Raw genomic sequence first — 21,195 nt, 5'->3', positions numbered from 1 at the left:
TTTCGAGGCTCGTCGCTCGCGCTCCTCGCACCTCAACCACCCAGTTGGCTGGCGATCTCCTTCGCTGCAGACACCGGATCCGGTTGTCGCCAGATCCCGCCGATGACGGCGACACCATGGGCGCCGGCAGCGACGACAGCGGCGACCCGGGCCGCGTCGATGCCGCCGATGGCGACCAACGGCAGCACCCCGGCGGCCGCCGACACGGCCGCAGGGCCGAGCGGGTCGGGGAGCCCCTCCTTGCTGGCGGTCGCGAACACGGGCCCGAAGCCGGCGTAGCTCGCCCCGTCCCGGGCGGCGCTCTCGACCTCGGCGCGGGTCCGGCAGGTGGCCCCGACGACCAGGTCCGGGGCGATCCGGCGGGCGGCGGCGACCGGTACGTCGACCCGCCCGAGGTGGACTCCGTCGGCGCCGCCAGCGAGCGCCACGTCGAGCCGGTCGTTGACCAGGACCATCGCTCCTTCCGGCCGAACGGCGCCCACGACCCGCTCCACCAACGCCGTCAGCGCCCGGCCGTCGAGCGACTTCGCGCGCACCTGGAAGCCGTCGACCCCGGCGTCGGCAAGGGCGGGCAACAGGGAGAGGTCGTCCCGCTCGGAGACCAGGCAGGTCAAGCGGGGGACGCGGACTTCAACAGGGCCCATGGGACGCTCCTTCGCTTCCTTCGCCGGCATGACCCGGATCAGGTTCGACGGTCGGAGCGGCTCCAGCTCCCTCTCAGTCCGCTGCCGCGGACTCCCGTGGTGGATGCGCCCACGTTAGCGCAGCCGGTCGGAGCAGTCACCGCTGGTTGGTCGCGCCGCCCTCGTTGTCAGCCAGCACGAAGCCGGCGTACCCGCGCCGGATGTCGAGCACGTGGTGCCCGAGGTCGTGCAGCAGGTGCAAGAGGACGAACTGGACGGTGACCGGCCAGGGGTAGACGTCCTCGATCACGGCCGCCCGCTGGTCCGCGGTGAGCAGCGGCACCGTCGTCGCGATGCCCGCGCGGCACGCCTCGAGATCGGAGCAGTCGACCCTCGCCGTGCCGAGCCGGTCCGTGATGTAGCCGAGCAACGCGTCGGTGACCTCGACACAGTGGTCGACGTACTCCCGGGCGGACCAGATCTTCTCCGACGGCTTGCGGTCCGCCTCGCCCCGATCGAGCAGGCCGGCCAAGGCAGCGAGGGCGGCAGCCAGCGCGGCGTCCCCGTCGACGACCTCCCGCCCGTCGTACCCGCACTCGTCACACACCTCGACGGCCACGCCGTCCAGCTCCCGCCATCCGTAGCTCACGCGAGCGAGCGTAGGCCGCCGTCCCTTCCTTCGCGCGCGAACGAGGAGTATGACTGGAGGGTCTCTCGAGGAGGGCGACGGCCCATGACCACACACCAGTCCCCGACCACCACGAGCCCCGACCCGGCGACCGGTCGCGCAGCCGCGACCGAGCGCGAGGCGCGCGAGCTCGCCGAGGCTGCCCGAGAGCAGCAGTGGGAGAGACCGAGCTTCGCGAAGGGCCTCTACCTGGGCCACTTCGACCTCGACCTGATCCATCCGCACCCGCGGGGATCCGCCGAGGACGTCCAGCGTGGCAACGCCTTCCTCGACGTGCTGCGCGAGGTCTGCACCTCGCTCGACGGGGGCCGGATCGAGAGGGAGGACCGGATCCCCGACGAGTACCTCGCTGCGCTGACCGAGATCGGCGCGTTCGGCATGAAGATCCCGCAGGAGTACGGCGGGCTCGGGCTCTCCGTGACCGCCTACGCCAAGGCGCTGATGCTGACCGGCTCGGTGCACCCGAGCCTGGCCGCGCTGCTGTCGGCACACCAGTCGATCGGCGTACCCGAGCCGGTGAAGGTCTTCGGCACCGCCGAGCAGAAGGAGCGGTTCCTGCCGCGGTGCGCCAAGGGCGCGATCACCGCGTTCCTGCTCACCGAGCCCGACGTGGGCTCCGACCCGGCCCGGATGGCGAGCACCGCGACGCCGACCGACGACGGCAGCGGCTACCTCCTCGACGGGGTGAAGCTGTGGACCACCAACGGCGTCATCGCCGAGCTCGTCGTGGTGATGGCCACCGTGCCGGAGCATGCCGGAGGACGGGGCGGCATCACCGCGTTCGTCGTCGAGGCCGACTCCCCCGGCATCACGGTGGAGCGCCGCAACTCGTTCATGGGCCTCAAGGGCCTCGAGAACGGCGTCACCCGGTTCCACCAGGTGCGGGTCCCGGTCGAGAACCGGCTCGGCCGCGAGGGCCAGGGCCTCAAGATCGCGTTGACCACCCTCAACACCGGGCGGCTGTCCCTTCCCGCCATGTGCGCCGCGGCGGGCAAGTGGTCGCTGAAGATCGCCCGCGAGTGGTCGGCCGAGCGGGTGCAGTGGGGTCGCCCGGTCGGCCGCCACGCGGCGGTCGCCGAGAAGATCTCGTTCATCGCGGCCACGACGTTCGGGCTGGAGGCGGTGCTCGAGCTCTCGACCGAGCTGGCCGACGCCGGCTCGAAGGACATCAGGATCGAGGCGGCGCTGGCCAAGCTCTGGTCGAGCGAGATGGCCTGGAAGGTGGCCGACGAGCTGGTGCAGATCCGGGGCGGCCGCGGCTACGAGACCGCGGACTCGCTGGCCGCTCGGGGCGAACGGGCGGTGCCGACCGAGCAGATCCTGCGGGACCTGCGGATCAACCGGATCTTCGAGGGCTCCACCGAGATCATGCATCTGCTGATCGCCCGCGAGGCGGTCGACGCGCACCTCACTGCGGCCGGCGACCTCGCGGTCGCCGACGCCGACCTGCAGCGCAAGGCGAAGGCGGCGGTGAAGGCCGGACGGTTCTACGCCACCTGGCTGCCGCAGCTCGCTGCCGGCAAGGGCACCGTGCCCACGTCGTACGCCGAGTTCGGTCCGCTGGCCCGGCACCTGCGTTTCGTCGAGCGGTCGTCGCGCAAGCTGGCCCGGCAGACCTTCTACGGGATGTCCCGGTGGCAGGCGAAGCTGGAGTACAAGCAGGTCTTCCTGGCCCGCATCGTCGACATCGGTGCCGAGCTGTTCGCGATGGCCGCGGCGTGCACCCGGGCCGAGATGCTGCGGATCGACAACCCGGAGCAGGGTGAGACAGCGTACGACCTCGCCGACGCCTGCTGCGAGCACGCGCGGCTGCGGGTCGAGGCGCTCTTCGACGGGCTCTGGTCCAACACCGACGACCTCGACGTCCGGATCAGCCAGCGGGTGCTCGACGGGGACTTCACCTGGCTCGAGGAGGGTGTGCTCGACCAGTCGGAGGGCACGGGACCGTGGATCAGCCCGTGGCAGCCGGGGCCGAGCGAGAGCGAGTCGGTGCATCGCTCGGTGCGCTGAGCCTGGATCAGCCCGCTGCGGCCTGCTCCTGCTCCCGCAGATAGCGGAGTACGGCGATCGCCGCCGCGCGTCCGGCTCTGTTGCCGCCGATCGTGCTCGCCGACGGCCCGTAGCCGACCAGCTGCACCCGGGGGTCGGCAGCCGCGGTGACCGCGGTCTGCACGTCCTTGCCGATCGACAGCAGCGGGATGCCACCGTGCGTGCTGCGCAGGCGCAAGGGCGCCAGGTGGCTCACCGCTGGGCGGAACCCGGTGGCCCAGAGGATCACGTCGACGGGCTCGAACGAGCCATCGGACCACCGGACGCCGTCCGGCTCGATCCGGGCGAACATCGGCCGCCGCGCGTCGTACACGCCGAGCCGGGCAGCCTCCTGCTCCTGCGGCCGCAGCCCGAGCCCGGTGACGCTGACGACGCTCGCCGGCGGCAGGCCCGCGCGCACCCGCTTCTCGACGAGGGCGATCGCGTCGCGGCCGGCCTGCGCGTCCCACTCCTCCCGCCACACCGGCTCCCGCCGGGTCACCCACAGCACGTCCGTGCGCGGCGCGAGCTCGCCGAGGAACTGGACCGCCGACGCGCCGCCCCCGACGACCAGGACCCGCTTGCCTTCGAAGTGCTCCGGCCCCGGGTAGTCGACCGTGTGCAGCTGCTCGCCACGGAAGGTGTCGCCCCCGGGGTAGTACGGCACGAACGGCTGGGTCCAGGTGCCGGTCGCGTTGACCAGGGTGCGGGTCGTCCAGGAGCGGTCGCCGGCGCGGACCACGAGCAGGTCACCGACGCTCTCGACCCGGTCGACGCGCACCGGCCGGAGCACCGGCAGGTCGTGCGCGCGCTCGTAGTCGCCGAACCAGTCCGGGATCACCGCGTTGGCGCGATCGCCGCCACGACCCGGCGCGGCCGAGTCCGGCAGGTCGGCGACTCCGTGGACGTCGTCCATCGTGAGCGAGTCCCAGCGGTGCCGCCACGCACCGCCCGGGTCCGGGTCCGCGTCGAGCACCACGTGGTCGAGGCCGAGCCGGCGGAGGTGGTACGACGCCGACAGACCGGCCTGGCCGGCACCGATCACGAGGGAGTCGGACACATGCATGAGAGGGGAACAACGATGGCGCGGCAGGTATGCCGTAGAAAGTCAGCCATGACCCGGACCCGCACCCTGGCTGTCGTCGCTGCGGTGTTCCTCGCGATCGTCGTCGCCTCGGTGCCGTTGCTGGGCGGGGTCTCCCACGTCTTGTTCCGGACCGAGAAGACGGATGCCCGGGTGGTCGCTGTCGGGGAGTCCGGGCACTGCCTGATCGGCGACGAGTGGCGGTACGGCTTCAGCTGGGACCGCGACGGCGAGCGCCACACGGCCTGGCACCAGCTGTGTGGCAAGCGGTTCCAGGCGTTCGAGGAGACGACGATCTGGACCGACGGGGACCAGGTGGCCAGCACGGAGCCGCCCTGGTTGGCCTGGTCGATCTGGCTGCTCCTGGCCGTGGCTGCGGCCGGCGCGGCCTGGTTCGCCGTACGGCGCCGGCCGCGCGGCGCCCCGCCACGCCCTGACACGGATCTCTAGCCCGAAATGACCAGACCGTCAGGCTCTTCCTGACTGGATCGAGGAAACAAAGGGGCCTTGGTCTGCGGGAAAGGTCGCCCTCGTGCGCTCTGTCACCGATGGTGAACGGGGGTAAGACCACGGACCGACGACCGCAGGGGAAAGACGATGGCCGAACTGGCGATGGCGCCCCTCGTTTCCGAACGAGGGCCTGATCAGCACGGGGACTCGCTCCCCGGGCGATCGACGCCCCGACCCTGGCTCCGCCTCTACCTGATGGTGGCGGCGCCGCTGTACGCGGTGTACATCGCGCTGCCCGAGCCACCTCGCTACCTGTGGGCCGCCATCGGCCTGCTGTCACTCGTCGGCCTCGTGGTGGGCATCAGGGTGAACCGACCCCGCCGCCAGCTGCCGTGGTGGCTGGCAAGCGCCGGGGTGGCGGCGCTGATGCTCGGCGACACCACCTACGACGTGATGGCCAGCGTGCTCGGGGAGGAGAACCCGTTCCCCTCCGCCGCGGACGCGATCTACCTGGCGATGTACCCCCTGATCGCGGGCGGGCTGCTGGTGCTGGTCCGGCTGACCACCCCTCTCGGCGACAAGGCCGCGGTCATCGACGCGGCCATCGTCACCGTGGCCGTCGGGCTCCTGGTGTGGGTCTACCTGGTCGAACCCTACGTGCAGGACCCCACGCTCACCTGGCTCCAGAAGGCGGTCTCGATCGGCTACCCGCTGGGCGACGTGATGATCCTCGCCGTGCTGGCACGACTGATGATCGGGGGTGATCGTCGTCCACGGTCGCTGTGGCTGCTCAGCATCGGCACGGTGGGCCTGCTCGCCTCCGACGTCGTCTACGGTCTCGGCCAGCTGAACGGGACCTGGTCCACCGGCGGCGTCCTGGACCTGGGCTGGGTGCTCTTCTACGGCGCCTGGGGAGCTGCCGCGCTGTCCCCGGACATGACGCGACTCACCGATCCCGTGCGGCCGAAATCGCCCACATCGTCGCCCCGCAGATTGCTCTTCTTCACGCTCATCCCGCTCGCCGTACCCGGTCTGCAGATCTGGGGCATCTCGCAGGGGACCGCCGACCTGCCGGTCACCGCAGCGGGCTCGGCCGTTCTCTTCCTGCTGGTGTCCCTCCGCTTCACCGGGCTCGTTCACACGGCGAGTCGCGCCGCGCACCGCGAGACCTCCATGCGGCGCACGGGCGAAGCGCTCGTGGCCGCCTCGGACCCGGACACGGTGTTCCACGTCGCCCTCACCGCGATCGGCGAGATCACCCGCCCTCCGACCCGGCTGCTCGTCGCCACCGGGTCGCCCCTGCGGCTGGTGTTCGACTCCGCCGGGGACGAGGAGTCGAAGGACGAGTCCCTCGACCAGCTGCTGCAACGGCACGAGGGTGAGCTGCGCCGGCAGCAGTTCGTCCTCACGTCTGCGGCCGACTGTGGTCCGGCGTTCGCCGCAGCGCTGGGCCCGGAGGCGACCGTCCTGCTCGCCGCGATGATCCGGGACGAGCAGATCAGCGGACTGCTGGTGATCAGCGGGCCATCGGTCGACCGCCCGGAGAGCGTCGACCCGATCTGCAGCCTGGCGTCGCAGATGGTGCTCGCGCTCGACAGTATCGAGCTCACCGAGCAGGTCGCCGAGCGCAGGAGCGAGGCACACTACCGGTCGTTGTTCCAGAACGCCGCCGACATCATCCTCGTGGTCGACCGACGGCTGCGGTTGCGGTACGCCACACCCTCGGCCACAGCGGTGCTCGGCTGGGACGCATCGGAGTCGAGGGACCGGCCCATCGACTCGATGGTGGCCCATGGCGACGCGAAGGCAGCCCGCAACCTGCTCGACCGCGTGCTGAAACGGGGGGTGGAGGCCGGTGTCGAGCCGGCCGACGAGTGGCGCATCCCGGACGCTGCGGGTGATATCCGCCAGTTCGAGGTCTCGTGCCGCAACCTGATGGACGACCCGAGCCTCGGCGGCGTCGTGGTCACGCTCCACGACATCACCGAGCGGCGCAGGCTCGAGAGCGACCTGCAGTTCCAGGCCTACCACGACTCGCTGACCCAGCTGCCCAACCGGACCATGTTCCTCGACCGGGTCGAGCGCGCCCTCTCGCGTACGGGGCGGAACGAGGTGGAGCTGGCCGTGATCCTCATCGACCTCGACGACTTCAAGGTCATCAACGACACCCGCGGGCACGCCGCTGGGGACGCGCTACTGAGCCATGTCGCCCGGAGACTGCAGACCGTGCTGCGCCCGCTGGACTCCTGTGCACGTCTCGGTGGCGACGAGTTCGCCATCCTCGCCACGGGGCTGAAGAGCGAGAAGGAGGCCCGCGAGATCGCCGAGCGCTTGATCCGGCACCTCAGCGTGCCGTTCGACATCGCCGGCGAGGTGGTCACTGCCGGGGCGAGCGTCGGCGTCACCACCAACACCTTCGGCGCGCACGCGTCGGAGCTGCTGCTCCAGGCGGACCTCGCGATGTACGCCGCGAAGGACGCCGGCAAGGGCGTGGCACAGCTGTTCCGCCCGGAGCTGATCGACATCATGGAGCTGCGCGCCCGTACGGCGCGCGAGCTCGGCCGGGCCATCGCACGGGACGAGCTCGTGCTGCACTACCAGCCGGTGGTGGCGCTCGAGACCGGCGCCGTGATCGGCGTGGAGGCCCTGCTGCGGTGGCAGCACCCCGAGCGCGGACTGCTGATGCCCAGTGACTTCATCGCCGTCGTGGAGGAGAGCGACCTCGCCGTCGCCGTCGGGGAATGGGTCATCGACCGAGCGATCGCCCAGGCGGCCGAGTGGCAGCGGAGCTCACCGACGGGTGGCGGCCTCAGGATGAACGTCAACGTCACCCCGCGGGAGTTCGCCCAACCCGGCTTCGTCAGCACGGTGGTCTCCGCACTCGAGCGGCACGACCTCCCGGCCGGAGCCCTCGTCCTGGAGATCACCGAACGCATCCTCGCCGGCCGGGACCCGAGGATCAGCCTGGCGATGACCGAGCTGCACGAGCTCGGCGTACGTCTCGCCGTCGACGACTTCGGCACCGGCTACGCCGCTCTCGGCTACCTGCGGAGGTTCCCGGTGAGCACCCTGAAGATCGACCGCAGCTTCGTCGCGGGACTCGGCCACTCCCCCGACGACGAGGCCTTGGTCGAGGCGATCATCCGCCTCGGGGAGACCTTCGGCTTCGACCTCGTGGCCGAGGGCGTGGAGACCGAGCAGCAGCGCACGACGTTGCTCCGGCTGGGTTGCGGCTCCGCACAGGGCTTCCTCTACTCGACGGCACTGCCCCCGGCGGAAATCGAGACGTTCATCCGCACGCAGTCCCCCGTCGTGGTCTCCGGACACACCCCTCGGTCGATCGGCGTATCCTGATCTCTCGTGGCTGACGCTGAGTTCCGGTACTCCGACCTCCTCCCGACCGGCAAGGACGACACTCCTTACCGGCTGATCACGACGGAGGGGGTCTCGACCTTCGAGGTCGACGGGCAGACGTTCCTCAAGGTGAGCCCGGAGGCGATCCAGCAGCTGACCGCCGAGGCGATGCACGACATCAGCCACTACCTGCGGCCCGCGCACCTCCAGCAGCTGCGCAAGATCATCGACGACCCCGAGGCGTCGGGCAACGACCGCTTCGTCGCGCTCGACCTGCTCAAGAACGTCAACATCTCCGCGGGCGGCGTACTGCCCATGTGCCAGGACACCGGCACCGCGATCGTCATGGGCAAGAAGTCCGAGGGCGTGCTCACCGGCAGCGACGACGCGGAGGCGATCGCCCAGGGCGTCTACGACGCCTACACCAAGCTCAACCTCCGCTACAGCCAGCTCGCACCGCTGACGACGTACGAGGAGAAGAACACCGGCACCAACCTGCCGGCGCAGATCGAGCTCTACTCAACTCCCACCAAGAACGGCACCCCGGAGTACAAGTTCCTCTTCATGGCGAAGGGCGGCGGCTCGGCCAACAAGTCGTTCCTGTTCCAGGAGACGAAGGCGATCCTCAACCCCAAGCGGATGCTCAGCTTCCTGGACGAGAAGATCCGCTCGCTCGGGACCGCCGCGTGCCCGCCGTACCACCTTGCCGTGGTGATCGGTGGCACCAGCGCGGAGTTCGCGCTGAAGACGGCCAAGTACGCGAGCGCGCACTACCTCGACAACCTGCCGACCGAGGGCTCGATGGATGCCCACGGGTTCCGCGACCTGGAGCTGGAGGAGGAGGTCTTCAAGCTGACCCAGTCCTTCGGCATCGGCGCCCAGTTCGGCGGCAAGTACTTCTGCCACGACGTCCGGGTCGTGCGGCTCCCCCGCCACGGAGCCAGCTGCCCGGTCGCGATCGCCGTCTCGTGCTCGGCCGACCGCCAGGCGCTCGGCAAGATCACCGCCGAGGGCGTGTTCCTCGAGCAGCTCGAGACCGACCCGGCGCACTACCTCCCCGACACCGAGGAGCAGCACCTCATCCAGGGCGGCGAGGTCGTCAAGATCGACCTCACCCAGCCGATGAGCGAGATCCTGGCCGAGCTCTCGAAGCACCCGGTCAAGACCCGGCTGTCGCTCACCGGCCCCCTCGTCGTGGCCCGCGACATCGCCCACGCCAAGATCCAGGAGCGCCTGGACGCGGGCGACGAGATGCCGCAGTACCTGAAGGACCACCCCGTCTACTACGCCGGCCCGGCCAAGACGCCGTCCGGCATGGCGTCCGGCTCGTTCGGTCCGACCACCGCCGGCCGGATGGACTCCTACGTCAAGAGCTTCCAGGCGGCCGGCGGCTCGATGGTGATGCTGGCGAAGGGCAACCGGTCCAAGCAGGTGACCGAGGCATGCGGGGAGTACGGCGGCTTCTACCTCGGCTCGATCGGCGGGCCAGCCGCCCGCCTGGCCCAGGACTGCATCAAGTCGGTCGAGGTGCTGGAGTACCCCGAGCTCGGCATGGAGGCGGTCTGGAAGATCGAGGTCGAGGACTTCCCCGCCTTCATCGTCGTCGACGACAAGGGCAACGACTTCTTCACCGACCCGTCCGGTGCGGTGAACGTGCCGATCAGTGGGATCCGGGTGCGCTCGGCGGAGTAGTCCAGCAATGCCTACACCCCGATCGAGCGCCACGGCCCCCAGATCGCGAACGTCATGCCGGCACTGGCCTGGATGTTCACGAACAGCGTGTGGCCGTCGGGGCTGAACGTCGACCCGGCGAACTCGTCGTTGCTCCGGTCGGCGCCGGCAGCACTGCGCAGCCGGTTGAGCGCGATGTCCCAGATCGAGCCGTCCGGCGAGAGCCCGCGGATGAAATTGTCGTTGACGTTGTCCTCGCACACGACCAGCGTCCCGGCCGCCGAGGTGGTGATGTTGTCGGGCAGGTCGAGCTCGAGCGGGCCCGACGACTGGAACACCACGCGCAGCGTCTGGGCGCGGGTGTCGTAGGCCCACACCTGGCCCGAGCCGCGGCCGAAACCGGCAGGGTTGTGGGAGCCCGGCTCGGGCAGGCCGCCGCCCTGGGTCGAGGTGAAGTAGACGACGCCGTCGTCGTACACCTGGCCCTCGAGCCGCGAGAAGAAGGCGGCGCCCTGCTCCCAGCCCTGGCTGCTGACGTGGATGATCGCGGTGTCGTTGGGCGTCGAGGCGGTCTGGCCCGGGGTGTAGGGGTAGAGCACGTCCGGCTCGGCGATGTCGACCCACTCGACGTCGTACGTCGTGCCGGCCGGCTGCGCGCCCTCGAGGTGGGCGTTGTCGATGCCGACCACCTTGAGCATCTGCAGCGTGCCGCCGTCCTCGAGCCGACCGACCTCCATCGGGTGCGACGGCGGCTGGTAGCGGTAGAAGCCCGAGGCGAAGGCGAAGTTGTCCTCCGTGAGGTAGAGGTAGCCGTCCTCCGGGTCGAACGAGACGGCCTCGTGGGCGAGCCGGCCCGCGCTGCGGACCGGCTGGCGGGCGGACTGCCCCTCGCCCGGCTGGTGGCTGACCGGCACCTCGAACACGTAGCCGTGGGGCTGGGTGAGCGGAACCTTCGAGGCGCCGGTGAAGTCGGGGCCGACGTCGGGGCCGTTGACGGTCTCCTCGCAGGTGACCCAGGCTCCCCACGGCATCTGGCCGCCGGAGCAGTTCATCATCGTGCCGTTGAGGCTGGTGAACGAACGGATCACCTGACCGCGCCGGGTGACCTGCACCGTCGTGGTGCCCGCGCCGGCCATGGCGTCGTACGGCGCCGGGGCGGTCGTGCCCGTCGGGCCGAACGCCGGGCGCGGGTTGTTGACCTCGTGGTTGCGGACGAGGATCACGCTGTCGTCCGGCCCCGCGAAGGCGCCCATGCCGTCGTGGCGACCCGGCAGGAGGGTGCCGTCGGTGAGCACCACCGGAGCCTCCGTGTCGTGGAACGAGCGGTAGTTGAACCCGCGGGGAAGATGCAGCCGGACCACACCGTCACGCTTGTCCCTCACCGCCACCAGCGCCGCGGCCTCCGGCGGCGCCTGGACCGCGTCCGACACCGCGAGTCCCGCGAACGGGCCGGCCGCGGTGAATGCGGCGGCAGACTTCACCAGAGTCCTGCGATCCATCGACATCTGTTGCTCCCGAGCGCTCGATATCCAGACAAGTCCACTCACACTAGACAGGGGCCGACGACCCGGCAACGGTCCCAGCGGACCCCACCGCACCGGGAACCCACGCGTCTCCGGCTACGTTGGACACGGAGTAGCCCCCGACGCACGAGGAGACCCGATGCGCTGCCCGAACGACGAGACCACGCTGGTGATGAGCGAGCGGAGCGGGATCGAGATCGACTACTGCCCGGAGTGCCGAGGCGTGTGGCTCGACCGGGGCGAGCTCGACAAGATCATCGACCGGTCCGTGTCGATGGAGCAGCCGGTCGCACCGCCCGCCCCGCAGGCGCCACAGGCACCCCAGCCGGCGCAGTACGACCGGTACGACGACCGCCGCGCGCCGCAGTACCCGCCCCAGCAGCAGGGCTACTACAAGAAGCGCAAGAAGGAGAGCTGGCTCAGCGAACTGTTCGATTGAGCGATTCCGCGGGGGTCGCCCGCGAGTAGCATCGCTGGCGTGCCGCTTCAGGACGAGCTTCGCGAGCTCTTCACGCAGGTCGGTCCCCAGGTCTTCGATGACGCGGACACCTTCCGGGGGGCGTTCGACGACTTCGTCCCTGAGGGTGCGGCCACGACCGGCGAGCGACGCCTGCTGGTCGACGCGATCGCGACCGGTTCCTTCCAGCGTCTGGTCGCGCAGCTCGAGATCCACGCCGACCCGTCGACAGCGATCGCGCTCGAGGCCGAGCGGCTGTCCCGTGACCGGGGAACGGTGGAGACCGACGGCGCCCGCTGGGCGCTGTCCGCCCTGGCATACGCCCGCGGCCTGGCCGGCGTCGGGCGGGTCACGACCCGGCCGTCCGCCCTCGGCAAGCCCGCTGCCACGGAAGCCGAGTCGGAGCCCGCGGCCGCACCCCCGCCGGCGCTGAGCCCCGACGGGTTCGAGAGCACGTTCATCAGCCCGAGCGCCGACGTACCGGCTCCGCCCGCGTCCCCGTCCACACCGGCGCCCCTGCCCGCGACCGACGCGACCGTGACCCGGCCCCCGGCCGGTCCCCCGACGACACCGTCCGGCGGCAAGGGCCGCGGCCGCCTCGTCGCGATCATCGCCGTCCTCCTGGCCCTCGCCGTCGGCGTGGTCGTCGGCGTCGTGCTGCTCGGTGACGGCGACCAGCCGGAGGAGGCCCGGGACGAGGCAGGACGCACCGAGTCCGGACAGGATGCGGGCAGCGGCGGAACCAGCATGCCCGCCCCACCGAGCGGCCTGCCCGCGCTGCCATCCGGGTTCCCGCAGACGTTCGAGTTCACCGTCCGGCTCCCTGCGGAGCTGACGTCGTCGATCGCGGCGCGGTTCGGCCAGGGGGTGGCCACCGAGGTCTTCGCGGGTGGCGACCCGCAGTCACCCCACGCCCAGGCCGAGTCCGGTCCGCAGCCGACCGGCGCGCGGGTTCGTGACCTGGTCGCGGCCGGCATCCCCGCACGGGTGCAGTACTACGCGCTCCGCCTGACCGGCCAGGACGGCGGGGAGGCCGGCGGCGGTGACCTGCTCGACCTGGTGCAGGACACCGACGAGATGGCGACCTACTGGACGAACGTCCGCGACCTGCTGAGGGAGCTCGGCAGCGCCGGCGCGCCGGTCGAGCTGCTCATCGAGCAGGACGTGGCCGGCGAGCTGCTCTCCGGCTCGCCGGACGCCACCACCATCCCGTTCGCGGTCGCTGAGACGGGCGTCGAGGGGCTGGCCGGCCTCCCGGACACGTTCGCCGGCTGGGCGCAGGCCTGGATCACCCTCCGCGACGAGCTGGCACCGCAGGTCCGGATCGGGCTGACCGTCTCGCCGTGGCAGATCAACAACGACTTCATCCCTGACCTGCCCACGGAGGCGCAGGCGGCGGAGTGGGCCGCGTCGTTCGGCGAGTCCTACGCGACGCTCGGCGCGCGGTTCGACTACCTCGACAACATCATGGTGTACGACGAGGGCGGCTCCCGCGGCGAGCAGTACATCCCGGACGACCGCTTCTTCGACCGGCTGCTGACGTGGGTGGAGGGCATCAGCACGGCCACCGACACCCGGGTCATCCTCGACAACGTGCCGGTCGGCAACTCCGTCTACCGGACCCTCGACAACTCCGAGTTCCACTTCCAGGACAGCTGGGCCGAGTGGATCCTCGCCGGCGACGACTTCGCCAACCTCGTCGCGCTGCGTGACGCCGGCGCGATGGGCATCGTCTTCGGGGTGGACGGCGGCCGGCACAACACGACCTGTCCGTGCGACGCCGCGGGAGACGGCGTCACGAACGCCGGTGACCAGGGCCGGACGGCCACGTCGGCCGACGACGACGGCGGCTACCTGGCCGAGCGGCTGATGGCCTATGCGGACACCGGCGGCCTCCCGCTCTGACATGCTGTGGGCGTGGCCCTGCACGACGAGCTCGCCGACCTCCGCGCCCAGGTCGGTCCGCAGATCTTCGACGACCCGGTCGCCTTCCGCGCCGCGTTCGACGACTTCGTCTCCGAAGGCTCCGCGTCGACCGGCGAGGTGAGCCTGCTGGTCGGCGCCATCGCCACCGGCGCGCTGCAGCGCCTGAAGGACCAGCTCGCGCTGGGCGCCGACCCCGCGACCTCCATCGCAGCGCAGGGTGACCTGCTGGCGCGGGACCGCGGGACGAGCGAGTCCGACGGCGCCCGGTGGGCGCTCTCCGTCCTCGCCCACGCATCCGGCGCGATCCCCGCCGACCTGGTGCTCACCCGTCCCGCCGTCCCGGACTCGCTGAGCACACCCGACCGGCCGACCGGTTCCGGCTCCGACGTCGTCGATCCGGGTCCGACCCACCGGCCCACCGTCGACCGGGCCGGTCCGTCGCCGACGGCCTTCGGCGACGCCACCCGGGTGGCCGGCAAGGAGCCGTCACCAGACCCGCACCGTCCGACGGCAGCCGCGCCGGAGCCCGGCCGGCCCGGCGGTCGGCGTACCAATCCGCTGCTGCTCGGCGCGGTCGCGGTGCTGGCCGTGGTCGCGATCGTCGCCGTCGCACTCCTCTTCCTGCGCGACGACGACTCCCCTGACAACACGGCCGACGACCAGGCCACCAGCGATGGCGGCGACTCGGGCGCCCCGGGCAGCGAGGACCTGCTCGACGAGATCGAGATGTCCGAGGCCGGCAAGACGGTGCGTGTGCAGCTGGTCCGCGACGACACCGAGGCCTTCCTCGTGCTCCTCGCCGAGCACGAGGGCGACTACACGGAGGTCGACCGCACGCCGACCAGCTGTCCCTTCCTCGACACGGCCTACGACGCCGTCATCCAGGACCAGGGCGGCCGGCAGCTCTTCTGGGGCTGGCAGAACAACGGCACCGAGGGCTACGGCGAGTACGGCGAGGTGCAGATCGACGAGGAGATGCTGATCCCCTTCGGCATCGACGCCCCGTGCCCCGGCGACGGCTGACCGGCGTTCCGACGAGCGCGGGTGCCGGACGCACTCAACCCCGCGTCCCCTTGCTGCGTAGGGACGGGTGAGACAGCAGGGCGGACGAAGGGACGCGACGGGTGCGGCGAGGCCAGCGGGACCAGGAGTTCGAGGAGTTCGTCGTCGCGGCGTGGCCACGGCTGCGCCGGGCGGCCTACCTCCTCAGCCACGACGCGCACGAGGCGGACGACCTGGTCCAGACGGCGCTCGCGGCGACCTACGCACGCTGGCACCGGGTCCGCAAGGACGACGCGTACTCGTACGTGCACCGGGCCGTGGTCAACGCCTACATCGACGGGACGCGGCGACGGCGACCGGTGCCGGTCGAGCGCGATCCCGACCGGGCGGTCGCGGCCGACGACTCGATCGACGACCGCAGCGAGCTGACCGAGCTGCTCGCCCCGCTGTCTCCCCGTGAACGCACGATCATCGTGTGGCGCTACTACTTCGACGCCCCCGAGGCCGAGGTCGCCGAGCGGCTCGGCATCTCGGTCGGGACCGTGAAGAGCACGGCGTCCCGCGCACTGGCCCGGTTGCGTTCGTCCACCACCACCCAGGGAGAGACGCGATGACCGACCACGACACCCTCGAGCTTCGCCGGATCGTCGATGCCGATCCTGCCCACGCGGGATCGCCCGACCTTCCTGCGCTCATCGGCTCCGGCCGGCAGAGCCTCGCCCGACGCCGTTCGCTGATCGGCGGTACGGCGCTCGCGGCGGCGGCCGCCATCGTCGTACCGACCGTGCTGCTGACGGGCGGTGCCGGCGACTCCGGGACCGACGCACCGCCGGCGGCCTCGCCATCCACCGCGACGTCCGCGGCGCCGCGCTGCGACTGGAAGTGCCAGGAGGGCAGGAACCCGGTACAGCCGCCGGACGAGTGCGGGGTCATCATCTGCCTGTGGGACGACGAGCCCCAGGCTGTGGAGAGGGCCGAGCTCACGGGCGAGCCCTGGGTGATCGGTGCGCTGCCGCGGGGCGGCCGCGAGCTCTTCTACCCGGTCCGCATCCGCGGCACCGACCCGACGACCGGCGAAGGCGCCATGGTCGACGTCGTGATGAGCGGTTACCAGCGCGACGGAAAGCTCTACCGGCACCACTGGGCTTGGCAGCCCGGTGCCGAGGACGGCGACTTCCTGGTGACCGGCGGCTTCCGTGACCCTTGGGCCGAGCCCGGATCGACGGCGACCTTCAAGGTCGACGGCTTCGTGGACGGCACCTACGACGACATCACCTGGACGGCACCGGGCGGCCTCAGCGGGACGGCCGTCAGCAACACCTCGCTGGTGCCGGGCCACACGGTGTTCTACCTGACCGGCACGTGGCACGACGCGTGGGACGCGAACCGGCCGGCCCCGATCACCGTCCACGTCCCCGACGGCCGGACCTGCAGCGTCAACGGCGGCCAGGGCTGCGCCGTCCAGGGCGGCTCCTGACCGCGGCGGGTCAGGGGGTGAACTCGCCCTCGTAGTGGCCGGACTGCGCCGGGTAGTAGTCGTCGAAGACGATCTCGGCGGGGTCGCCACCGCTCTCGGCAGCCACCATCCGGTCGAGGTAGTACTCCCAACCCGGCCCGACACTCAGCGCCATCGCCGGGTCGGGCACGGACTGGGCGAAGGTCAGGGTGGTGACACCGTCGGACTCGGCGAGGTCGAGCTCGAGCTGCCAGGTCACCGACTCCTCCTCGTACGGCGCCTCGGTCGTGATCGCGAGGCGCGCCGGCGGCTCGCACTCGTCGATGACGAACTCCTCGGCGGAGGCCTCGTCACCCTCGTAGCGCATCTGGAACTGCACCGTGCCGTCCGCGGGATCGCCGGACCAGGTGCCGATCCACCGGGCGAGCCGGTCCGACTCCGTGACGGCCGCCCAGACGTCCTCGATGGGCGCCCGGAACTGGCGGGTCATCACGAGGTAGGGGCGTCCGTGCCGCATCTCCTTGCGGCCGGTCGCGGTCGGGATGATCATGCGGTCTCCTCCTGTTGGTGGCGGCCGGCGCGACGGTCGCGGCCAGCTCGACGGACCTCCAGCTCGAGGGCGTCGAGGTCGTGCTCCGAGAACGGCGGTGGCGTCGCCAGAGCGTCGACGAGGTCGCGCACCGGGCGGAGGCCGGACCGTTCGAGCCGGTAGTGCCGTTCGCGCCCGCGGTCCTCGACCTCGACCAGTCCCGCATCGGTCAGCAGCCGCAGGTGCTTGCTGATCGCCGGGCGGCTGACCTCGTGCTCTGCGGCCAGGTCGACCACGCGAGTCGGTCCGGCAGCGAGCCGCACCAGCAGCGCCCGACGGATCGGGTCGGCCAGCGCGGCGAAGGCATCCATGGGTCATTGGTAACTGATTAGTTACCATTTTGTCAACCGGAAGCCGGTAGCGTCGGAGGCGTGAGTGATTCCGATGGCTATCGTGTGGAGCACGACTCGATGGGCGAGGTGCGGGTCCCCGCCACCGCCCTGTGGAAGGCGCAGACCCAGCGCGCGATCGAGAACTTCCCGATCAGCGGCACGCCGATCGAGCCGGCGCTCGTCCATGCGCTCGGAGCGGTCAAGGCGGCTGCCGCCACCGCGAACGGGCGGCTCGACGTCCTGCCCACCGCGACCGCCGAAGCGATCGCGGCGGCCGCCCTCGAGGTGGCCGACGGCCGGCACGACGACCAGTTCCCGATCGACGTCTTCCAGACCGGCTCCGGCACCAGCTCGAACATGAACGCCAACGAGGTGATCGCGTCCCTCAGCACCGCCGCCGGCGTCGAGGTGCACCCCAACGACCACGTCAACGCCAGTCAGTCCAGCAACGACACCTTCCCGACGGCGATCCACGTGGCGGCCACGCTCGGCGTGACCCAGGACCTGCGTCCGGCGCTCGACGTACTGGCCACCTCCCTGGAGGCCAAGGCGGTCGAGTTCGCCGACCTGGTGAAGTCCGGCCGCACCCACCTGATGGACGCCACCCCGGTCACGCTGGGCCAGGAGTTCGGGGGCTACGCCGCGACGATCCGGTACGGCGTCGAGCGGCTCGACGCCGTACTCCCCCGGGTGCGGGAGCTCCCCCTCGGCGGCACCGCCGTCGGCACCGGCATCAACACCCCCGCCGGCTTCGCGGCCGCGGCGATCGAGGCGCTCGCGGAGCAGACCGGCGAGCCCTTCACCGAGGCGCGCAACCACTTCGAGGCCCAGGGCACCCGCGACTCGCTCGTGGAGCTCAGCGGGGTGCTCCGTACGATCGCCGTCGGCCTCACCAAGGTGTGCAACGACCTGCGCTGGATGGGCTCCGGCCCGACGACCGGGCTCGCGGAGATCCACCTCCCCGACCTGCAGCCGGGGTCCTCGATCATGCCGGGCAAGGTCAACCCGGTGCTGCCGGAGGCCACGTTGATGGTCTGCATGCAGGTGATCGGCAACGACACCGCGGTGACCGTCGCCGGCGCGAGCGGCAGCTTCGAGCTCAACGTCGCGATGCCGGTGCTGGCGCGCAACGTGCTGGAGTCGATCCGGCTGCTGTCGACCTCCACCCGGACCCTCGCGACCCGCTGCGTCGACGGGATCACCGCCGACGCCGACCGGATGCGCCGCTACGCCGAGTCATCGCCCTCGGTCGTCACCCCGCTGAACCGCTACCTCGGCTACGAGGCCGCCGCGAAGATCGCCAAGCAGGCGCTGGCGGACGGCGCGACGATCCGCGAGACCGTCCTGGCGATGGGGTACGTCGACCGCGGCGACCTCACGCTCGACCAGCTGGACGCCGCGCTCGACGTCGAGGACATGACGCATCCCTAGCCGCAGGCCGTCCAGCCCCCGGCCGAGGCCGGGGGCTGGACGGTCGCGCGAACCTGCTCAGTAGGTCTTCAAGGCGTCGCGGACGATCGTCCGTACCACCTCGAGGTCGATCTCCGAGGTGAAGTCGCTGAGCGCCGGCTGGCAGACCTCGTTGTAGTCGGACGACGTGCAGTCGTAGGTGTCGTGCGTGTCCATGAACCGACCGTGGACGTAGGCCCTGGGGACGATCAGGCCGCCTCGGCCCTTCACCGGCACCCAGAGGATCCCGCCGTCGGTGCTGATGATCCGCAGCTGGGTGCAGACGGCGCCGTTGCGGCAGAACCCGTAGCCGCCGCCCTTCGCCTTCCGGCGGATGCCGTCGGCGAACGCATTCGCCTCCGCGTTCGTGAGGCCGGCGTTGGCCGCCTCCTGAAGGATCATGGTTCGCAGGGCACCGCCCGCGCCTGTCCATCCGCCCGTCCGGTTGTAGAGCAGCGTGCGGTGCGTGGTGTCCAGGAGAGTCCGGCTCTCGATGCCCTCCCAGATCCTGCCGGCGTCGACGAGTGTCAGCACGTTGGGCTCCTGCGGCTGCGGTGATGCCGCGCCCGGGCACCCGATCCGGTGGTTGAGGTCGCTGTTGGTCATACCGGCGAGCACCCTGGTCTGGTTGAGCGCGGTGAACCCGTAGCGGCGTACGACGGCGTCCGTGGTCCGGTTGTCCGACGACTCCAGCATCTGCTCGATGATGAGTCCCATCGAGTCGGAGTACGTCCTGCTGGTGAGGAGCGTCCCAGTGTCCGAATAGGCGCACACGTTCTTGTCGCGGAGGTAGTTGGTGTCGCCCTGGTAGCGAGCGGGGTAGTTCGGGTGTGCGTACCAGGTGACGCTCGAGCTGATCGTCGGGGAGTTGAGCTGGACGTCCCGCATCATGTGCACGGCGTGCAGGATCTTGATCATGCTGGCCGGCTCGAACTTCGTGCTGTGGTTGAGGCCGACGAGCTGCGAGCCACCGACCCGCTTGGCGTAGAAGCCCCACTGCCCGATCGCGCCCGAGGACACCGCGTTGCGGATGCGGCGGGTCTCCGGGTTGGCGTTGTCGATGAAGAGCGCGTCGTAGTAGCGGGTGCCGCCCGAGACGAAGGACGAGACCTTGTAGATCCGCGACCCGGTCTGCGCGGCGAAGTCGCTCACCTGTTTCTGGGTGACGCCGACCAACCACCACCAGGCCTCACCGGAGGTCCGCTGCATGACGACGTCGAACGTGCCGTTGCTGTTGCGCTCGATGTCGATGAGCCGCGCCTGGTTGGCCTGGAGCAGGCTGCTGACCTGGGCGGAGGTCCGGCCGTAGTAGTACCACCACGACTTGGCGTCGGCGCCCGTGTTGGAGATGTAGACGACGTTGAACCCGCCGGCCGACGTGCGGTCGATGTCGATGATCCGCATGTTGTTCGACGAGATGTACGAGCTGATGGTCGTCGGCGAGGCGTTGATGTGGTAGCCCCAGGCCTTGTTGGCAGGGTCGACGTTGTGCACCAGGACGACGGCGTAGCGCACGCCGCTCGGCGTGGAGTACTGCTCGATGTCGATGATCCGGCCGTTGTGCTCGGTGACCTTGCTGCCGATCTGGGCCGCCGTGAGGTTGTAGTACCACCACCACGTGCGCGCATAGCTGCCGGAGTTCTTCGCGTACGAGACCGTGAACGTCGGCGTCCCGGAGGTCGGCTCCAGGTCGATGATCCGGTTGCCCTGGCCGACGTACGACGAGATCGTGCTCGTCGACGCGTTGGTGTGCCACCCCCACGAGGTCGGTGTCGTGCTGGTGCGGTCCGGATCCGGGGTGGGTACGGCGTGGGCGTTCGGCGTACCGGTCAGCAGGGCCGCGGCGAGCGATGCCACCGCGACCATTCCGACCAGCCGTCGCCCCGTCCGGTTGAGCGAGTGCGTTCTCATGGCGGGCTTCTTTCGGGAGCTCCGGCGTCCCCAGGCACCGGGCCCCGAACGGCTCGGGGCTACCGGTGACGCTAGGGCCGGGCGGCCGCGACGGCATCCGCCATATTGGCTAATTCGCTGAGCGGTCTATCGCAGGCGGGCCTGGGCCAGCTGTCGGTCGATCTCGTCGCCGAGCTCGTGCCGCAGCTCGTCGTGCTCCGGGCCGAGCTGCTGGGTGGCCGGGTCGGTCATCGCCTTGGTCCAGTGGTGCAGCGCCTGCGGCCAGCCCACGATCTCCGGCGGCTCCCAGTGGTAGCGCGGCGTGACGTGCGCGTGCAGGAAGGCGTCGGTGTTGCCCTGGATCTCCAGGTTGATCCGCCGGAACTGCGGGTCGCGACTGGCACACACCTCCGCCACGGCCCGGCCCAGGATCGCCATGTCCTCGAGGAACAGCAGCTGCTGGTCCGCCGGCAGGTCGATCAGCTGGTCGACGCCCGGCGTGTCCGTGATCAGCACGCAGTAGCCCGGCAGGTGCTGCACGTCGCCGATGACGGCGAAGCCGGCGCGGAGCCGGCGGAGCACGGTCGGGTTGGTGCCCGCGAGAGCCGAGCCGACCCGGTCGGCACGGAAGTCGGTGACCTCGGTGCTCACCGGCTCAGGATGCCTTGCTGCG

18 protein-coding genes and 1 riboswitch are annotated in these 21,195 nt (G+C 70.8%); of the genes, 10 read left to right on the top strand and 8 right to left on the bottom strand.

Translation table 11 applies throughout. The annotated features are described in order from the left end of the window. Window positions 1–32 precede the first annotated feature (32 nt). Window positions 33–644: a thiamine phosphate synthase gene (gene thiE, locus D0Z08_RS25500; protein WP_118928098.1), complete on the bottom strand. Its 612-nt coding sequence runs from the start codon at window positions 642–644 to the stop codon at window positions 33–35. Continuing rightward, a riboswitch (TPP riboswitch) is annotated at window positions 642–752 on the bottom strand. (Overlaps the previous gene by 3 nt.) A gap of 28 nt (window positions 753–780) precedes the next feature. Then, complete coding sequence (locus D0Z08_RS25495) at window positions 781–1,272, bottom strand: DinB family protein (RefSeq protein WP_118928097.1); 492 nt, start codon at window positions 1,270–1,272, stop codon at window positions 781–783. Window positions 1,273–1,356: 84 nt separating this feature from the next. Here D0Z08_RS25495 and D0Z08_RS25490 point away from each other — a divergent pair, with 84 nt between their 5' ends. Then, window positions 1,357–3,321 (top strand): acyl-CoA dehydrogenase family protein, encoded by a 1,965-nt coding sequence (locus D0Z08_RS25490; RefSeq protein WP_118928096.1) that lies wholly within the window; start codon window positions 1,357–1,359, stop codon window positions 3,319–3,321. Between the two features lie 7 nt (window positions 3,322–3,328). Here D0Z08_RS25490 and D0Z08_RS25485 read toward each other — a convergent pair whose 3' ends face one another. Beyond that, complete coding sequence (locus D0Z08_RS25485) at window positions 3,329–4,405, bottom strand: NAD(P)-binding domain-containing protein (RefSeq protein ID WP_118928095.1); 1,077 nt, start codon at window positions 4,403–4,405, stop codon at window positions 3,329–3,331. 48 nt (window positions 4,406–4,453) lie between these two features. Here D0Z08_RS25485 and D0Z08_RS25480 point away from each other — a divergent pair, with 48 nt between their 5' ends. The 3 genes from D0Z08_RS25480 (at window position 4,454) to D0Z08_RS25470 (ending at window position 9,919) form a co-directional block, all read left to right on the top strand. Beyond that, on the top strand, window positions 4,454–4,873 hold the full coding sequence (locus D0Z08_RS25480) for a hypothetical protein (protein WP_118928094.1): 420 nt from the start codon (window positions 4,454–4,456) through the stop codon (window positions 4,871–4,873). Window positions 4,874–5,020: 147 nt separating this feature from the next. After that, window positions 5,021–8,227: a putative bifunctional diguanylate cyclase/phosphodiesterase gene (locus D0Z08_RS25475; protein WP_118928093.1), complete on the top strand. Its 3,207-nt coding sequence runs from the start codon at window positions 5,021–5,023 to the stop codon at window positions 8,225–8,227. A 6-nt stretch (window positions 8,228–8,233) separates the two neighbouring features. Continuing rightward, entirely contained in the window at window positions 8,234–9,919 is a 1,686-nt protein-coding gene (locus D0Z08_RS25470) for a fumarate hydratase (RefSeq protein ID WP_118928092.1), read from the top strand. A gap of 11 nt (window positions 9,920–9,930) precedes the next feature. On the opposite strand, the gene D0Z08_RS25465 is transcribed toward D0Z08_RS25470, so the two are convergent. Next, window positions 9,931–11,397, bottom strand: coding sequence for an alkaline phosphatase PhoX (locus D0Z08_RS25465; protein WP_245994483.1), 1,467 nt, complete (start codon window positions 11,395–11,397; stop codon window positions 9,931–9,933). 163 nt (window positions 11,398–11,560) lie between these two features. Here D0Z08_RS25465 and D0Z08_RS25460 point away from each other — a divergent pair, with 163 nt between their 5' ends. The 5 genes from D0Z08_RS25460 (at window position 11,561) to D0Z08_RS25440 (ending at window position 16,283) form a co-directional block, all read left to right on the top strand. Next, complete coding sequence (locus D0Z08_RS25460; protein WP_118928090.1) at window positions 11,561–11,860, top strand: TFIIB-type zinc ribbon-containing protein; 300 nt, start codon at window positions 11,561–11,563, stop codon at window positions 11,858–11,860. A 39-nt stretch (window positions 11,861–11,899) separates the two neighbouring features. After that, window positions 11,900–13,783, top strand: a complete 1,884-nt coding sequence (locus D0Z08_RS25455; RefSeq protein ID WP_118928089.1) for a hypothetical protein — start codon at window positions 11,900–11,902, stop codon at window positions 13,781–13,783. 12 nt (window positions 13,784–13,795) lie between these two features. Next, window positions 13,796–14,827 carry a hypothetical protein gene (locus tag D0Z08_RS25450; protein WP_147381538.1) on the top strand — a complete coding sequence of 344 codons (1,032 nt, stop codon included), beginning with the start codon at window positions 13,796–13,798 and terminating at the stop codon, window positions 14,825–14,827. A 101-nt stretch (window positions 14,828–14,928) separates the two neighbouring features. Continuing rightward, window positions 14,929–15,420, top strand: a complete 492-nt coding sequence (locus D0Z08_RS25445; protein WP_118928087.1) for a SigE family RNA polymerase sigma factor — start codon at window positions 14,929–14,931, stop codon at window positions 15,418–15,420. After that, on the top strand, window positions 15,417–16,283 hold the full coding sequence (locus D0Z08_RS25440) for a hypothetical protein (protein ID WP_118928086.1): 867 nt from the start codon (window positions 15,417–15,419) through the stop codon (window positions 16,281–16,283). The genes D0Z08_RS25445 and D0Z08_RS25440 overlap by 4 nt, the downstream gene beginning before the upstream one ends. A gap of 10 nt (window positions 16,284–16,293) precedes the next feature. On the opposite strand, the gene D0Z08_RS25435 is transcribed toward D0Z08_RS25440, so the two are convergent. Continuing rightward, a complete protein-coding gene (locus tag D0Z08_RS25435; protein WP_118928085.1) occupies window positions 16,294–16,812 on the bottom strand; it encodes an SRPBCC family protein in 519 nt (172 codons plus the stop codon). After that, a complete protein-coding gene (locus D0Z08_RS25430; protein WP_118928084.1) occupies window positions 16,809–17,162 on the bottom strand; it encodes an ArsR/SmtB family transcription factor in 354 nt (117 codons plus the stop codon). The genes D0Z08_RS25435 and D0Z08_RS25430 overlap by 4 nt, the downstream gene beginning before the upstream one ends. Window positions 17,163–17,222: 60 nt before the next feature. On the opposite strand from D0Z08_RS25430, the gene D0Z08_RS25425 reads away from it, so the two are divergent. Then, window positions 17,223–18,614 (top strand): class II fumarate hydratase, encoded by a 1,392-nt coding sequence (locus D0Z08_RS25425; RefSeq protein WP_182481485.1) that lies wholly within the window; start codon window positions 17,223–17,225, stop codon window positions 18,612–18,614. A 57-nt stretch (window positions 18,615–18,671) separates the two neighbouring features. On the opposite strand, the gene D0Z08_RS25420 is transcribed toward D0Z08_RS25425, so the two are convergent. Then, window positions 18,672–20,543: a serine hydrolase gene (locus D0Z08_RS25420; protein ID WP_118928083.1), complete on the bottom strand. Its 1,872-nt coding sequence runs from the start codon at window positions 20,541–20,543 to the stop codon at window positions 18,672–18,674. Window positions 20,544–20,669: 126 nt separating this feature from the next. Further along, window positions 20,670–21,173 (bottom strand): HIT family protein, encoded by a 504-nt coding sequence (locus D0Z08_RS25415; RefSeq protein ID WP_118928082.1) that lies wholly within the window; start codon window positions 21,171–21,173, stop codon window positions 20,670–20,672. Between the last annotated feature and the right edge of the window lie 22 nt (window positions 21,174–21,195).

This window comes from Nocardioides immobilis (genome assembly GCF_003515065.1).
GTDB classification, from domain to species: domain Bacteria; phylum Actinomycetota; class Actinomycetes; order Propionibacteriales; family Nocardioidaceae; genus Nocardioides; species Nocardioides immobilis.
Note: the sequence above shows the minus strand (reverse complement) of the source record. Positions and strands in the feature narration are given on the sequence as shown.

What these genes read in the sequence shown, in the direction of transcription:
- D0Z08_RS25440 (WP_118928086.1), top strand. Translation starts at nt 15,417, where the DNA reads ATGACCGACCACGACACCCTCGAGCTTCGCCGGATCGTCGATGCCGAT.
- D0Z08_RS25420 (WP_118928083.1), bottom strand. Translation starts at nt 20,543, where the DNA reads ATGAGAACGCACTCGCTCAACCGGACGGGGCGACGGCTGGTCGGAATG.
- D0Z08_RS25480 (WP_118928094.1), top strand. Translation starts at nt 4,454, where the DNA reads ATGACCCGGACCCGCACCCTGGCTGTCGTCGCTGCGGTGTTCCTCGCG.
- thiE (WP_118928098.1), bottom strand. Translation starts at nt 644, where the DNA reads ATGGGCCCTGTTGAAGTCCGCGTCCCCCGCTTGACCTGCCTGGTCTCC.
- D0Z08_RS25485 (WP_118928095.1), bottom strand. Translation starts at nt 4,405, where the DNA reads ATGCATGTGTCCGACTCCCTCGTGATCGGTGCCGGCCAGGCCGGTCTG.
- D0Z08_RS25490 (WP_118928096.1), top strand. Translation starts at nt 1,357, where the DNA reads ATGACCACACACCAGTCCCCGACCACCACGAGCCCCGACCCGGCGACC.
- D0Z08_RS25430 (WP_118928084.1), bottom strand. Translation starts at nt 17,162, where the DNA reads ATGGATGCCTTCGCCGCGCTGGCCGACCCGATCCGTCGGGCGCTGCTG.
- D0Z08_RS25435 (WP_118928085.1), bottom strand. Translation starts at nt 16,812, where the DNA reads ATGATCATCCCGACCGCGACCGGCCGCAAGGAGATGCGGCACGGACGC.
- D0Z08_RS25460 (WP_118928090.1), top strand. Translation starts at nt 11,561, where the DNA reads ATGCGCTGCCCGAACGACGAGACCACGCTGGTGATGAGCGAGCGGAGC.
- D0Z08_RS25465 (WP_245994483.1), bottom strand. Translation starts at nt 11,397, where the DNA reads ATGGATCGCAGGACTCTGGTGAAGTCTGCCGCCGCATTCACCGCGGCC.
- D0Z08_RS25475 (WP_118928093.1), top strand. Translation starts at nt 5,021, where the DNA reads ATGGCCGAACTGGCGATGGCGCCCCTCGTTTCCGAACGAGGGCCTGAT.